At 45.1% G+C, this 13,473-nt stretch carries 17 protein-coding genes; 2 read left to right on the top strand and 15 right to left on the bottom strand.

What is annotated here, in order from left to right:
• Positions 1 to 13 precede the first annotated feature (13 nt).
• The 5 genes from AB3351_RS17750 to ychF all read right to left on the bottom strand — a co-directional run bounded on the left by AB3351_RS17750 (position 14) and on the right by ychF (position 3,481).
• Positions 14 to 967, bottom strand: a complete 954-nt coding sequence (locus AB3351_RS17750; RefSeq protein WP_371148488.1) for a YybS family protein — start codon at positions 965 to 967, stop codon at positions 14 to 16.
• A 185-nt stretch (positions 968 to 1,152) separates the two neighbouring features.
• Entirely contained in the window at positions 1,153 to 1,383 is a 231-nt protein-coding gene (gene rpsR, locus AB3351_RS17745; protein WP_021619993.1) for a 30S ribosomal protein S18, read from the bottom strand.
• 39 nt (positions 1,384 to 1,422) lie between these two features.
• Complete coding sequence (locus AB3351_RS17740) at positions 1,423 to 1,911, bottom strand: single-stranded DNA-binding protein (protein WP_371148487.1); 489 nt, start codon at positions 1,909 to 1,911, stop codon at positions 1,423 to 1,425.
• A 24-nt stretch (positions 1,912 to 1,935) separates the two neighbouring features.
• A complete protein-coding gene (rpsF, locus tag AB3351_RS17735) occupies positions 1,936 to 2,226 on the bottom strand; it encodes a 30S ribosomal protein S6 (RefSeq protein WP_371148486.1) in 291 nt (96 codons plus the stop codon).
• A gap of 148 nt (positions 2,227 to 2,374) precedes the next feature.
• Positions 2,375 to 3,481 (bottom strand): redox-regulated ATPase YchF, encoded by a 1,107-nt coding sequence (gene ychF / locus AB3351_RS17730; RefSeq protein WP_371148485.1) that lies wholly within the window; start codon positions 3,479 to 3,481, stop codon positions 2,375 to 2,377.
• A gap of 135 nt (positions 3,482 to 3,616) precedes the next feature.
• On the opposite strand from ychF, the gene AB3351_RS17725 reads away from it, so the two are divergent.
• Positions 3,617 to 3,769, top strand: coding sequence for a hypothetical protein (locus AB3351_RS17725; protein ID WP_371148484.1), 153 nt, complete (start codon positions 3,617 to 3,619; stop codon positions 3,767 to 3,769).
• A 55-nt stretch (positions 3,770 to 3,824) separates the two neighbouring features.
• Here AB3351_RS17725 and AB3351_RS17720 read toward each other — a convergent pair whose 3' ends face one another.
• The 3 genes from AB3351_RS17720 to AB3351_RS17710 are packed head-to-tail and all read right to left on the bottom strand — an operon-like array spanning position 3,825 to position 5,279.
• A complete protein-coding gene (locus AB3351_RS17720; RefSeq protein WP_371148483.1) occupies positions 3,825 to 4,022 on the bottom strand; it encodes a DUF951 domain-containing protein in 198 nt (65 codons plus the stop codon).
• A 22-nt stretch (positions 4,023 to 4,044) separates the two neighbouring features.
• Positions 4,045 to 4,977 (bottom strand): mechanosensitive ion channel family protein, encoded by a 933-nt coding sequence (locus tag AB3351_RS17715; RefSeq protein WP_371148482.1) that lies wholly within the window; start codon positions 4,975 to 4,977, stop codon positions 4,045 to 4,047.
• Positions 4,978 to 5,003: 26 nt separating this feature from the next.
• The gene (locus AB3351_RS17710) at positions 5,004 to 5,279 is read right to left on the bottom strand and encodes a DUF3343 domain-containing protein (RefSeq protein WP_371148481.1); all 276 of its coding nucleotides are present in this window, start codon (positions 5,277 to 5,279) and stop codon (positions 5,004 to 5,006) included.
• A 255-nt stretch (positions 5,280 to 5,534) separates the two neighbouring features.
• On the opposite strand from AB3351_RS17710, the gene yyaC reads away from it, so the two are divergent.
• On the top strand, positions 5,535 to 6,173 hold the full coding sequence (gene yyaC, locus AB3351_RS17705) for a spore protease YyaC (protein ID WP_371148480.1): 639 nt from the start codon (positions 5,535 to 5,537) through the stop codon (positions 6,171 to 6,173).
• Between the two features lie 73 nt (positions 6,174 to 6,246).
• Here yyaC and AB3351_RS17700 read toward each other — a convergent pair whose 3' ends face one another.
• The 7 genes from AB3351_RS17700 to mnmG form a co-directional block, all read right to left on the bottom strand.
• Positions 6,247 to 6,981, bottom strand: a complete 735-nt coding sequence (locus AB3351_RS17700) for a DUF554 domain-containing protein (protein WP_371148479.1) — start codon at positions 6,979 to 6,981, stop codon at positions 6,247 to 6,249.
• A 25-nt stretch (positions 6,982 to 7,006) separates the two neighbouring features.
• A complete protein-coding gene (locus tag AB3351_RS17695; RefSeq protein ID WP_371148478.1) occupies positions 7,007 to 8,161 on the bottom strand; it encodes an aminotransferase class V-fold PLP-dependent enzyme in 1,155 nt (384 codons plus the stop codon).
• Positions 8,162 to 8,227: 66 nt separating this feature from the next.
• Positions 8,228 to 9,085: a ParB/RepB/Spo0J family partition protein gene (locus AB3351_RS17690; RefSeq protein ID WP_371148477.1), complete on the bottom strand. Its 858-nt coding sequence runs from the start codon at positions 9,083 to 9,085 to the stop codon at positions 8,228 to 8,230.
• Positions 9,078 to 9,839, bottom strand: coding sequence for a ParA family protein (locus AB3351_RS17685; RefSeq protein ID WP_371148476.1), 762 nt, complete (start codon positions 9,837 to 9,839; stop codon positions 9,078 to 9,080). The genes AB3351_RS17690 and AB3351_RS17685 overlap by 8 nt, the downstream gene beginning before the upstream one ends.
• 36 nt (positions 9,840 to 9,875) lie before the next feature.
• The gene (gene noc, locus AB3351_RS17680) at positions 9,876 to 10,715 is read right to left on the bottom strand and encodes a nucleoid occlusion protein (protein ID WP_371148475.1); all 840 of its coding nucleotides are present in this window, start codon (positions 10,713 to 10,715) and stop codon (positions 9,876 to 9,878) included.
• Positions 10,716 to 10,853: 138 nt separating this feature from the next.
• Positions 10,854 to 11,570 (bottom strand): 16S rRNA (guanine(527)-N(7))-methyltransferase RsmG, encoded by a 717-nt coding sequence (rsmG, locus tag AB3351_RS17675; RefSeq protein WP_371148474.1) that lies wholly within the window; start codon positions 11,568 to 11,570, stop codon positions 10,854 to 10,856.
• A 9-nt stretch (positions 11,571 to 11,579) separates the two neighbouring features.
• Positions 11,580 to 13,463 carry a tRNA uridine-5-carboxymethylaminomethyl(34) synthesis enzyme MnmG gene (gene mnmG, locus AB3351_RS17670; protein ID WP_371148473.1) on the bottom strand — a complete coding sequence of 628 codons (1,884 nt, stop codon included), beginning with the start codon at positions 13,461 to 13,463 and terminating at the stop codon, positions 11,580 to 11,582.
• Between the last annotated feature and the right edge of the window lie 10 nt (positions 13,464 to 13,473).

The raw sequence follows: 13,473 nt of genomic DNA, 5'->3' as shown, positions 1-13,473 counted from the left end.
TACTCAGCTCCTATTATTGAAAGAATCGATTCCGCAGGTTAAACCCTACATCAAGAACCCCTATTAAGAGTAGTATATAGCTAAACGGCGGAATAAGAAATAAGATTACCACAAGAACGAGAAGCCCCTTGCTGCGATTGCGCCTATGAATCCAGTAGGCGAAGAAGCCCAATGCCTGAACACTAAACAAAAGCGGCATCAAGAACATCGCGTTCTGTACGATCATATAGAGAAATCGGTAATCCTGTATCTCTTTGATCATAAACAAAAAGAGTACAATAAGATAATAATACAAAACCGAACGCGGTAAACGCAAATTATGTAAAGCAGGCAGCGCCTGAATCTGCATCCCCATCCGCTGTGCAATTCGGCGGAAAAGCGCATGATTTGCAAGAGCTGCAAGCAGAGACGATGTAATTAATATAGTAGGAATAATCGAAGAGATAATCGAAGGAAGCTGCGTCTTCATACTCTCCATCGATTCCTTCATCTGTCTCAATTGATTACCCTGCGCCCCATTCTTCTGATCAGGCGGAAGCTGATTAATCGATTGATCTACCTGGGCCTGCATCTGGGTAAACACTTGATTGGACATCATCTGCATTCCCTTAATCATATCGTTAACCGGATTGGTCTGCATAATCGCAATCACCAATGCAAAACTAACAAACATAAAGGCCAACTCAGTCAGCATTCCAAGCACAAGTACCTGGCCTGCAGGCTTTTTCTTTTTGTAGGCAATCCCCATGACCAGTCCCATAACGGCTGCTGGCAGAGAAAGCAGAAGCCCTGGAAAACTGGTAAAAATAAAGGAGAGCATCACGGCAACCGATACAGTTATAATTCCCATCTTCGTGTCGTGACGATATCCGTACAACGAGAATGGTACGGGCAGTGCAAAAGCGGCAACAATGCTCAAGGGAGTATATACCGTTAAAAGAAGGAGCACGAGAAAAATCGTACTCATAAAGGCGCCTTCTAACATAGCCCTCACATTACTTTGCACAGACGCTTCACCTCAATCCTTCACATCATCATCTAGTAAACAATCTAATTAAATTTATCATACACATCCGCTATGTGGCAAACAAACACACGATAAGACGCAAAAAGAGGCAAGAGAATATCTCTCTGCCTCTTTTATCATCTATCCTACTCTGTTACGTAAGGCAACAGAGCAATTTGACGAGCACGTTTGATTGCAACTGTCAGCATACGCTGATATTTTGCAGAAGTACCTGTCACACGGCGAGGTAAAATCTTACCGCGCTCGCTGACGAATTTCTTCAGCAAATCTACATCTTTATAATCGATGTGTGTAATTTTATTGGAAGTAAAATAACACACTTTACGACGCTTGCCGCGTCCACGACGTTGTGCCATGAGAATTCCCTCCTTTTTTATTTTCATACCGAAGCGTTATTAAAATGGTAAATCATCGTCCGAGATATCAATTGGTCGCTGATCGTCAGCAAAGGGATTATCATTGAATGAATCGCGGGAACGACCGCCACCACCGCTGCCTCCTCCAAATGAAGAAGCCGGCTTATCAAAGCCTCCAGCATACGAAGATTCTCCGCCGCCTTGGCCTTGTCCACCGCTCAGGAACTGAACATTCTCGGCCACAATCTCCGTCACATAGACGCGGCGGCCTTCTTTGTTCTCGTAATTACGCACCTGGATGCGCCCCTCTACAGCGGCTTGTTGTCCTTTCTTCAGATACTGCGCACATAGCTCGGCCAACTTGCTCCATACTACAATCGGAAGAAAATCCGTCTCCCGCTCACCCTGTTGATTCGTCATACGACGATCAATGGCAAGCGTAAAGGTAGTTACGGCCGTTCCGCTCGGTGTATAGCGCAGCTCTGGATCTTTCGTTAATCGGCCTAACAGTATCGCACGATTCAACAAGATAACCCCTCCAAATCATCAGACTTATTTTTCGTCTTCACGAACAACAAGATAACGAATCACATCGTCGCTAATCTTCATCAGACGTTCCATCTCAGTAACAGCCTGCGGCTCGGATTGGAAGTTCATGAGCACGTAGAAACCTTCACGATGATCTTCGATTTCATATGCCAGACGCTTTTTGCCCATTTCATTAACCTTCTCCATTTGGCCGCCGCCCTCCGTAATTACATTGGAGTAACGTTCAACGTTTGCTTTTGCGGCTTCTTCTTGAAGGTCCGGGCGCAAGATGTACATAACTTCGTATTTGCGCATACTATTCACCTCCTTTTGGTCTAAGCGGTCCCATCATATTATGGGACAAGGAGCGAGCCCGTTTCACACGTGGCAATTCTAAACTCGCATTTTACAATTATACTGAAATTAAATATCCACTGCAAGTATTTTTTAAACCGATTTACTGTTATACATTGAATCGGAAATGCATTACATCTCCGTCCGCTACAACGTACTCTTTTCCCTCTAAACGGAATTTACCATTTTCTTTCGCCTGCGCTGTAGAACCGGCAGCGATTAGATCATCATATGCGACCACTTCCGCGCGAATAAAGCCGCGTTCAAAATCATTATGGATCACAGCAGCCGCCTGAGGCGCCTTCGTGCCGCGTCGAATCGTCCATGCGCGCACTTCCTGTACCCCTGCGGTAAAGTACGTAATGAGACCAAGGAGCGTATAGGCTTCACGGATCAGGCGATCCAGCCCTGACTCTTGCAGTCCAAGTTCTTCTAGGAACATTGCCTTGTCTTCTTCATCCATCTCCGCAATTTCCGACTCTACTTTGGCGGAGATGATGACAACGCCTGATCCTTCCGCTTCAGCAAACTCTCTAACCTTTTCCACATGCGGATTTTGACCTTGTTCCGCTTCATGGATGCCATCTTCGCTTACATTTGTCACATACAATACGGGCTTCATCGTCAACAGATGAAAATGCTTCACAAGTTTCTTCTCATCATCTGTCAACTCAAGGCTACGGGCTGGTTTCTCGTTCTCCAACGCTTCCTTTAGCTTGATCAGAACATCATATTCTACTTTTGCTTCCTTATCCCCTGACTTTACTTTCCGGCCTAGACGATCAACGCGTCGCTCCACGGATTCTAGGTCCGCAAGAATCAGCTCTAGATTAATGGTCGTAATATCGTTAATCGGGTCGATTTTTCCTTCCACGTGCGTAATGTTCTCATCTTCGAAGCAGCGTACAACGTGCGCAATCGCATCCACTTCCCGGATATGGGATAGGAACTGATTGCCGAGACCTTCCCCTTTGCTGGCACCACGCACCAAGCCTGCGATATCGACAAATTGGAAGGCAGTAGGTACGGTCCGATTCGGTACTACGATCTCCGTCAACTTTTTAAGTCGCTCATCTGGCACCTCTACGATGCCGACATTTGGCTCAATGGTACAGAACGGGTAGTTGGCAGACTCGGCCCCCGCCTGTGTAATTGCATTAAACAGTGTAGACTTCCCTACGTTCGGAAGACCTACAATCCCACAAGAATTCGCCATGTATGTAAACACTCCTCATTTTAATTTCCAAAAACACTTTCACCATTATAGCATGATTGCTCGGCTGTAAAAAAGCAAACTTCATCCTCTTTAATTTGCCATTGCAGGACATACTATGGCGAGGAGGTGACACCGATGGCAAACGAATACTTACAAGAATTTCCGCCTGCTGCTCTATCCGAGAAAGAGGTGGATAAGATTCAAGCTCTCGAAAGACAGCTAACTGAAGAGATGAAGAAGCCGATTTTGCTGATGGCTTTTGAAAGTGCTCAATCCAAACCACAATAGTCCATACAAAAAGCGAAGACCGCATCCACGTTGTCTTCGCTTTTTGCTGTACTGCCTATTCTTCTGCGCGAACCAATACTTTTTTCAGGCTTTTTTCAAACTTCTGGCGCGGGATTAAGACACTGTGCTCACACCCCATACACTTCAATCGAATATCCATTCCCATCCGGATGATTTTCCAACGGTTCGTTCCGCATGGATGCTGCTTCTTCATCTCCACAATGTCGCCTAGCGCAAACTGCTTGTGCTCCATCGTCGTACCCCCTCTTTTTCTCTTAAGATGAAGCTTTTGAGTCCTTGACATCTTTATTACTACTGCTTGCCTGTTCATTCTCACCACGTTGCGGAATCATTACCATATGCGGATACGGAATCTCGATGCCGCGTTCGTCAAACATCCGCTTAATATCTGCCCGCAATCCACGCATGACAGGGAAATGCTGCGTCGGCTCACACTCTGCAATAATGCGGATCACCACATCGGATGCGCCAAATCGCTCTACCCCGAGGACAGTAGGGGCAGCTACAATTTGGTCGTACTCTTCCTGCCATCTTGGCGCTGATTCTTCTAGTAATTTTATTACTTCATTAATATTTTCATTTAACGATACGCTCACATCAACAACCGCAAGCGAATTGGCTACAGATAGGTTCGTCACCTCTGTAATGTTGCCATTCGGAACGATATATACCTCTCCTGTCCAAATCTTGATACGTGTAACCCGCAAACCAATCTCCTGTACTGTTCCGGTTACATTATTTACAGTAATAACATCCCCAACCGCAAACTGATCTTCAAAAATAATGAAGAAACCGGTAATTACATCCCGCACAAGGTTTTGTGCTCCAAAACCAATAGCTAATCCCAGCACCCCTGCACTTGCTAAAAGCGGCTTCGGGTCATAGCCGAGAAAGGTAAACACATTTAAAAACGCAATAAAATAAATCGTGTATTTGATCACATTGTTAATCAGTGTCCGCATCGTTTGGCTGCGGCGCGTATCCATTCGAAAACGATCTAATCTTCCTGATGTTGTCTCTTCACGCTGTTGGAATATCCGGTTCACGGCTGCACTGGCAACGCTCACGATGATCTTTGCCAGAATCAGAATGACAATAATTTTTAATGCGATTTTACCGAATGCAATCCATTTTTCCACATCGGTAATATAGACGATAAAATCATCATAATACTTGGTAAAATCCACCGAAATGACTCCTCCTGTCCTTGTTTTTATGCCTCACACTCAGCTTCTTCCTGTTTGACAAAAGGCTCATACATACCTTCTACCATATGATAATACCCTTTTATCTCTACCTTTTCATCTCTAATTATGCGGCTGGCAACGGAAAAATCTGCTGCGGGAATATCAATGGACAGCGCACAGCCCGCCGTAATTTCCTTTGGTGTCGGTCTCGTATCCACATCAATATCTGCGTATTCAAGCAGCATTTCTGCTCGCAGCGCCTGCTGGGTGGAGTCAAATGCAATAAGAATACATGTATGCATGCTTATCTCCTTTATCACGTATCTATCATACTCTGTACAAAAATATAGCAGAAATTGATTGTCCCGTCATATACCAAATGCACTTTACTCTGTGTCATACAAGCGAGCAAGTGGTATAAACACTAATAAAATCATTTTAAGAAGCAAAACTGAATTTGTCCCTTTTTCTCCGGCCTCTGAATAAAGTAATACTGTAGTATATTTTTCGAAATTTCGACGTATACTGATAACATTCTTTTTTTACGGGAGGTACGCATGGTGAACGACAACAATACGGTACAAATGTACCCGCCCAATCCGTTTCGTATTGACCATTCAGAGGAACAAGCCACCGAACTATTAAGCCAGCACCTTCAACAGCGGATCCGCGTCTATCGCGGACATCCTGAGCTTGTCGTTTTCTGTATTGGAACGGACCGCTCAACCGGAGATGCCCTGGGTCCTATTGTCGGATCGAATTTAGAGCGCCTGTATCCAAATAACGTATCCATTTATGGCACCCTTGATTCCCCTGTACATGCCGTTAATCTTCAAGAGACGATTGATTATGTGAAGAAAAATCATGCCAATCCACTTATTATTGCCATAGACGCCTGTCTTGGACAACTCAACAGCGTCGGTAAGATTTCTGTAGCACACGGCCCCATTAAACCAGGAGCAGGTGTAAAAAAGCAATTGCCTGAAGTCGGTACGTTTCATATTACTGGAATCGTAAACATTGGTGGATTTATGGAGTATTTTGTTCTGCAAAATACACGTCTGAGCGTTGTGATGAAGATGGGTGAAGTCATTGCCAATTCATTATATAACGCTATTTCTCAAGCAAAAGACTCTGCCCCTCGTTATATGCATAAGCTACACGCTAATTCGTTTTATCACAGAGCAACGGAATAAAAAAGGAGCATATGATTCACCGCTAATGACTTGTTGCTTTGCCAGGCAGTGAAACATATGCTCTTCTCTTGCGTTATAGTATATTCTCAATCCAGCGTTGTATAGCAGGCCACTTCTCTATAAGAGGAACTCCGATGGATACGATGAGCAGCGCAGGCAGCATATTAGCAATCCGAATCTTTTTAAGATCCAGTAGGTTAATCGCAATGGCCATAATCATAATACCGCCCGTAGCCGTAATCTCATCAACGATCAGCATCAACATCTTCTCATCAACAATCTGATAAATAAACGATGCGCTCAATGACAAAATACCTTGATATAGGAATACAGGGATAGCCGAAAAGATCACGCCTATTCCTAAAGCAGATGCAAAAATAATCGCTGAGAATCCATCCAGCATGGCTTTCGTAAACAATACTTGATGATCTCCTCTAAGTCCGCTGTCGAGCGAACCTAATATCGCCATAGCACCTACACAATAAACCAGTGTAGTCGTTACAAACGCAGTGGATATGCTCCCCTTTCCTTTACTTCCTACGCGCCGCTCCAGCCAAGTGCCTACCGATTGAAGCCGCTCTTCAATTCTCCACCATTCTCCCAAGATACTTCCTATGACAAGACTTGCGATTACCAACAAAAAGTTCTTAGACGACATGCCCATCTGAAGCCCTAATACGAAAACGGCCAATGCGATCCCCTGCATCACAGTAACCCGCATATTCTCTTTAATTCCAGACAATAATGAACCTAGCAGCGCCCCTATAATGATCGCAACCGCATTGATGACTGTACCCAGTAATACCATGACTCCTGCTGCTCCCCTCTTCTCTCTATAGCGCGAAGGCTTCCATAATCTCCTCTAAGGCTATTAGCAATGCTTCGACATCTTCTTCTTCGTTAAAATAACCAAAACTAACCCGCACAGCTCCCGTATCACTTGTGCCTGCTGTCTCATGTGCCAGTGGCGTACAATGAAAGCCTGCCCGTACCGCAATCCCATACTCCTGATCCAGAATATACGCAAGCTCAGACGCATCAATTCCATCTATCATAAACGGAACAACCCCGACACGCTCCACGTCTTTGGCCGGGCCGAATACATGAATCCCTTCCATCGCTTCAATGCGCTCCAGCAATAAGCGAGTAAGTCGCCATTCCTTCTCTCTGATTGCATCTACGCCGGTACCAAGAACAAACTCAACGCCTGCAGCCAACCCGGCGATACCTGGTGTATTCAGCGTACCGCTTTCATACCGATCCGGTCTTGTCATTGGCTGATCGATATCTTCCGAACGGCTGCCTGTTCCTCCATGCAACAGCGGAATCAGCTCAATAGAAGAATGGACATACAATCCACCTGTTCCCTGCGGTCCGTACAATCCTTTGTGTCCGGGGAATGCAAGCATATCAATATGCATCTCTTCCACATCTAACGGAAGAATCCCGGCGGTCTGCGAGGCATCCACCAAATACGTAATGCCCGCTTCCTGTGCCATGCGACCAATCTCTTTTATCGGAGCGATCGTACCCAATAAATTCGAAGCATGACTCACTACGATTAACGCTGTATTCGTACGAATGGCTGATTGAATCGCCTCCAACGAAAATTGGTGATTCTCCGGCTTTATATATGTAACATCAATTCCTGCTTCCTTCCGCAAAAACTCTAATGGGCGACGAACCGAATTATGTTCAAGTGAAGTCGTAATTACATGTACACCCGGCTTTACAAAGCCTTTAATCGCCTGGTTAAGTGCATGTGTGGCATTGGAAGTGAAAATAATGTCGTTTGGGTTCTTTACGTTAAATAAGCGGGCGATCTTAACCCGTGCCTGATAAATTGATTTGCTTGCTTTCATTGACAATTTATGACCACCGCGCCCAGGATTTGCAGCATATTCCTCAATACATGCGGCTACAGCTTGACTTACTTCTTTTGGTTTAGGCCAGGTGGAAGCTGCGTTGTCTAGATAAATTGTGCGCATGCTCATCATCCCCCTTTTTCATTCGAAAAATCGTGAAGGCAACCTGAGATCCGCAGGTTGCCTTGGTTACGTTTTATGATTCTCGATAATTTCTAAGATTCTCTCTAGATCATCTTCGGAGAAGTACGCAATTTCAATTTTACCTTTGCGAGAGTTTTTGGCGGGTTTAATCTGTACCGATGTACCGAATGTCATTCGAAGCCGCTCCTCCAGATCTTTCACAAAGCGTTGTTGATCTGTCTGCTTTGTTTCACGTGAAACTTTCTTTTTTTCGCTGATTTTTTTTACGATTTCTTCAAGTTCGCGGACACTCAGTGATTTCTTCTCTACCTCTTTAGCTAAATCAATCCTCATTTTTTCTTTTTCTAAAGATAATAGCGCCCTGGCGTGTCCCATGGATAATGTTCCACGTGAAACACTTTCCTGTACTTCTTCTGGTAGCTGCAGCAACCTTAAAAAATTAGCTACATGCGGTCGACTTTTTCCTACTTTCTTGGCGAGCTCTTCTTGTTTTAGCGAAAAAGCAGACATCAGCTTCTGATAAGCCTGCGCAATCTCAATCGCATTCAAATCCTCCCGCTGCAAATTCTCAATTAATGCGATCTGCATCACTTGCTCATCTGTAAACTCGCGTATAACAACAGGAACATGCTCGACTTCAGCAAGCTTAGCGGCACGTAATCGGCGCTCACCTGCTACCAGTTCATAGCCCTTTACACTTTTTCTTGCTACTAGCGGTTGGACAATGCCATGTTCCCGAATCGAATCAGCAAGTTCGTGCAGCGCATCCTCAGCAAAATGCTTGCGGGGTTGGTACGGATTGGGTCGGATTTTTTTCAATTCTACTTGGAGGATATGATCTCCTTCATCAATATCAGTCGCAGAAATCAACGCATCCAACCCTCGCCCCAGTCGCTTACTCAATTCCGATCACCTCTCTGGCTAAGTCGCTGTATACTTCCGCTCCTTTAGAACGACGATCGTACGTGATAATAGATTGACCGTGGCTGGGCGCTTCACTCAACCGCACATTGCGCGGGATAATCGTTCCATATACTTTTTCCTGAAAATACTTCTTCACCTCTTCAATAACTTGAATGCCCAAGTTCGTACGGGCATCAAGCATCGTGAGCAATACACCTTCAATATATAAATTGCGGTTCAGTTGCTTCTGTACAAGACGAATCGTATTCAGCAGTTGACTTAACCCTTCCAACGCATAGTATTCGCATTGTATGGGGATCAGCACAGAGTCAGCCGCTGTTAATGCATTAATTGTTAATATGCCCAGCGAAGGCGGACAGTCGATAATAATATAATCGTACTTATCCTGTATGACCTCCAATGCCTTCTTCAATCGCTTCTCACGCGAATAGACGGGTACTAGCTCAATTTCCGCTCCGGCTAATTGAATGGTGGCAGGCAAGACAAAAAGACCTTCAATCTCTGTCGGAAGAATCGCATCCAATGTATTGATATCATTAATCAACACATCATAAACACAATACCTGACATTCGCTTTTTCCACACCGATGCCGCTTGTGGCATTTCCCTGGGCATCAATATCAACCAGCAGCACTTTTTTGCCTTCCTTCGCAATACAGGCGCTTAAGTTTACAGAGGTGGTTGTTTTTCCGACGCCGCCTTTTTGGTTCGTGACCGCAATGATTTTGCCCATAGCTCTCACCCCTCAATTATTCCAATCAACAACCCTTTACTCTGCTTTTGGGCTATTTTTTTCTTTCGGGATTTTGATGACAAATTGGTAGAATTCTTCGTGGTCCTCTTCTTCTGTTTGGATGTTCAGACCGCTTTGCAGCACCATATCAACCGACTGGCGCACCGTATTAATAGCCAGGCGCATATCTTTTGAGAAAGAACGACGCTTCTGCCCCGGCCTCTCTTTTTGTTTTTCTATTAATAGCTTAATTCGCTGCTCCGTCTGTTTCACATTCCAATTTTTTTCGATAATCTCCGCCAACACTTTTAATTGCAGGGCTTCATCCTTTAGTGTTAACAATGCTCGAGCATGCCGTTCAGAAATCTTTCGACCAAGCAATGCATCCTGTACCGGCTGTGGCAGATGAAGCAGGCGCAGCTTATTGGCGATGGTCGATTGTCCCTTACCCAGACGATTCGCCAGGCTTTCTTGTGTTAAGCCATGAATATCAATTAATTTCTGGTACGCAATGGCTTCTTCAATCGGAGTTAATCCTTCGCGCTGCAGATTTTCAATTAAAGCGATAGAGGCCGCCTGCTCATCATTAAATTCCTTTATGATAGCAGGAATCTTCTCCATGCCAAGACGAGTCACTGCACGCCAGCGCCGCTCTCCAGCGATGATCTCGAATATGTTATTCCTTGCCCGTACAACAATAGGTTGAATGACCCCATGCACTTTAATCGTTTCACATAACTCATCGATTTTATCGTCATCAAATACTGCTCGGGGCTGATAAGGATTGGGTACAATCTTAGCAACGGGGATATGCCGAATTTCTTCCTGATCGGTACGTTCCGTCAGTCCAAATAAACGTGAAAACTGATCTTTCATAAATAAGACACCACCCACTCTCCTTCTTTCCACTTTCAATATTCGCCATTTGCCAGGTTGTTTCCTGCCGGATGTTCCACGTGAAACACAAAGAAAATAGGCAAAAAAGGCAGCCAGATTAGCTGCCCTTCTGTATTTTTATATAATTGGCTTTTTAGACGGTGTACCGGCTTTTCTTGGATACGTTCCTGGTGTTTTCTGCTGTTTACGAATCATAACAATATTGCGCTCTGACTGCTCTTCCGGCAGATCGAACGTCTCCACCTTCTCCGTTTTTCCGCCCAAAACTTTAATTGCTTTCTTGCCCTCTGTCAGCTCCTCCTCTACGTTAGAGCCTTTCATAACAAGAAACGAACCGCCCGGCTTAACAAATGGCATGCATAATTCAGCCAGCACGTTCATACGAGCAACGGCACGAGCAGTTGCAATATCAAACTGTTCGCGGTATTTCTTATCTCTGCCCGCATCCTCTGCCCGACTATGAACAAATGAAACATGCGTGAGTCCGAGCTGATTTACCACTTCTTGTAGGAAAACCAGGCGTTTGTTCAGCGAGTCTAGAATGGTAAGCTCAAGCGCTGGAAAGCAAATTTTTAATGGAATACCGGGAAAGCCTGCCCCTGAACCTACATCGATAACACTTCCTACTTCCGTAAAATCATAATAGAATGCAGGGGTAATAGAATCATAGAAATGCTTCTCATATACTTGGGGCTTCTCAGTAATCCCTGTTAAATTCATCTTTTCATTCCACTCTACAAGCAGCTCATAATACGTCTCAAATTGCGCAAGCTGCTCATCTGATAAGACAAGTCCTCTATCTGCGGCCATCTGCCGCAATGTAGCTGCATCCATACTCTTCTCCTAGTTGGCGACTTTTCTATACGATTCAAGGTAAATAAGCAGAACGGAGATATCAGCTGGCGTTACGCCGGAGATACGGGAAGCCTGCCCGATAGACAGCGGCTTCACTTTCTCAAGTTTCTGACGTGCTTCCATCGCAAGACCTTGAATGTTCATATAATCAAGGTCTTCTGGAAGCTTTTTCTTCTCCATTTTCTTCAGGCGTTCCACGTCCTGCAACTGCTTACGAATATACCCTTCATACTTAATCTGAATCTCAACCTGCTCCGCCACATCTTCAGGTACCTCTATATCCGCAGGTACAAGCTGTGCAAGATGTGCATACGTTACTTCCGGTCGTTTCAGCAGTGAATATAGATCAATTGCGTTATCGAGTTCCTTAGAGCCTACATCACGCAGCATTTGCTGCACTTCCGGCTTCGGTCCAACCTTCACTGTACGCAGACGTTCCTTTTCTACCTCAATCGCTTCTTTCTTCGCAAGAACACGCTGATAGCGTTCTTCGCGAATCAAACCAATCTCATGTCCGATTTCTGTCAGACGCATATCCGCATTATCATGACGGAGCAGCAGGCGGTATTCCGCACGCGATGTCAGCAGACGGTACGGCTCATTCGTTCCCTTGGTTACTAGATCATCTATCATTACACCAATGTATGCTTGTGAGCGGTCAAGAATAAGCGGCTCTTTGCCCTGCACTTTTAATGCGGCGTTGATTCCGGCCATAATGCCTTGGCCTGCCGCCTCTTCATAGCCTGAGGTTCCGTTTAACTGGCCTGCTGTATATAATCCTGATACACGCTTTGTCTCCAGTGTCGGCCACAATTGGTTCGGCACCATAGAATCATACTCAATCGCATAACCGGCCCGCATCATTTTTACATTTTCCAAGCCATCTACCGTCTTCAGAATTTCAAGCTGCACTTCTTCCGGCATACTGGTCGATAATCCTTGTACGTATACCTCTTCCGTATTACGTCCTTCCGGCTCCAAGAAGATTTGATGACGGGGCTTGTCGTTAAATCGTACAATTTTATCTTCAATGGACGGACAATAACGCGGTCCTGTTCCTTCAATGGCACCTGAGAACATCGGTGCACGGTGAAGGTTATTGTTAATAATCTCATGTGTTTTTTCATTCGTGTATGTCAGCCAGCAAGGCAGCTGTTCTTCAGTAAGAAATTCTGTTGTCTCATACGAAAATGCCCGTGGAATGTCATCACCCGGTTGAATCTCAGTTTTGCTATAGTCGATAGAGCTGTTGTGTACACGGGGCGGTGTACCGGTTTTAAAACGTACAAGCTCGAAACCAAGCTTTTTGAGGTTGTGGGATAACTCAACTGACGGCTGCATATTATTCGGACCGCTCTCATATTGCAAGTCACCAATAATAATTTTGCCGCGCATATACGTACCCGTGGTTAGGATCACTGCTTTTGCTTCGTATTCTGCACCTGTTTTTGTAATAACGCCTTTGCATATGCCGTCTTCGACAAGAAGGTCCTCCACCATTCCTTGCCGCAGAACGATATTTTCCGTATTCTCAATCGTCTGCTTCATCGTATGCTGATACAAGAATTTATCTGCTTGGGCGCGAAGCGCATGAACCGCAGGCCCTTTCCCCGTATTCAACATCCGCATCTGTATATATGTTTTATCAATATTTTTGCCCATCTCTCCGCCAAGTGCGTCAATTTCACGCACAACATGACCTTTAGCCGGTCCGCCAATGGACGGATTGCACGGCATATAAGCAATCATATCAAGATTTATCGTCAACATCAGTGTCGAACAACCCATCCGGGCTGCAGCGAGTGCTGCTTCAGCCCCCGCGTGTCCGGCTCCGACCACAATCACGTCAAATGAACCTGCTTGATATCCCATCTTTTTGTAC

The sequence above is a fragment of the Aneurinibacillus sp. REN35 genome (assembly GCF_041379945.2).
Classification (GTDB): domain Bacteria; phylum Bacillota; class Bacilli; order Aneurinibacillales; family Aneurinibacillaceae; genus Aneurinibacillus.
Note: the sequence above shows the minus strand (reverse complement) of the source record. Positions and strands in the feature narration are given on the sequence as shown.

What these genes read in the sequence shown, in the direction of transcription:
- AB3351_RS17750 (WP_371148488.1), bottom strand. Translation starts at nt 967, where the DNA reads ATGAGTACGATTTTTCTCGTGCTCCTTCTTTTAACGGTATATACTCCC.
- rpsR (WP_021619993.1), bottom strand. Translation starts at nt 1,383, where the DNA reads ATGGCACAACGTCGTGGACGCGGCAAGCGTCGTAAAGTGTGTTATTTT.
- rpsF (WP_371148486.1), bottom strand. Translation starts at nt 2,226, where the DNA reads ATGCGCAAATACGAAGTTATGTACATCTTGCGCCCGGACCTTCAAGAA.
- ychF (WP_371148485.1), bottom strand. Translation starts at nt 3,481, where the DNA reads ATGGCGAATTCTTGTGGGATTGTAGGTCTTCCGAACGTAGGGAAGTCT.
- AB3351_RS17725 (WP_371148484.1), top strand. Translation starts at nt 3,617, where the DNA reads ATGGCAAACGAATACTTACAAGAATTTCCGCCTGCTGCTCTATCCGAG.
- AB3351_RS17720 (WP_371148483.1), bottom strand. Translation starts at nt 4,022, where the DNA reads ATGGAGCACAAGCAGTTTGCGCTAGGCGACATTGTGGAGATGAAGAAG.
- AB3351_RS17710 (WP_371148481.1), bottom strand. Translation starts at nt 5,279, where the DNA reads ATGCATACATGTATTCTTATTGCATTTGACTCCACCCAGCAGGCGCTG.
- yyaC (WP_371148480.1), top strand. Translation starts at nt 5,535, where the DNA reads ATGGTGAACGACAACAATACGGTACAAATGTACCCGCCCAATCCGTTT.
- AB3351_RS17700 (WP_371148479.1), bottom strand. Translation starts at nt 6,981, where the DNA reads ATGGTATTACTGGGTACAGTCATCAATGCGGTTGCGATCATTATAGGG.
- AB3351_RS17695 (WP_371148478.1), bottom strand. Translation starts at nt 8,161, where the DNA reads ATGCGCACAATTTATCTAGACAACGCAGCTTCCACCTGGCCTAAACCA.
- AB3351_RS17685 (WP_371148476.1), bottom strand. Translation starts at nt 9,839, where the DNA reads ATGGGCAAAATCATTGCGGTCACGAACCAAAAAGGCGGCGTCGGAAAA.
- noc (WP_371148475.1), bottom strand. Translation starts at nt 10,715, where the DNA reads ATGAAAGATCAGTTTTCACGTTTATTTGGACTGACGGAACGTACCGAT.
- rsmG (WP_371148474.1), bottom strand. Translation starts at nt 11,570, where the DNA reads ATGGATGCAGCTACATTGCGGCAGATGGCCGCAGATAGAGGACTTGTC.
- mnmG (WP_371148473.1), bottom strand. Translation starts at nt 13,463, where the DNA reads ATGGGATATCAAGCAGGTTCATTTGACGTGATTGTGGTCGGAGCCGGA.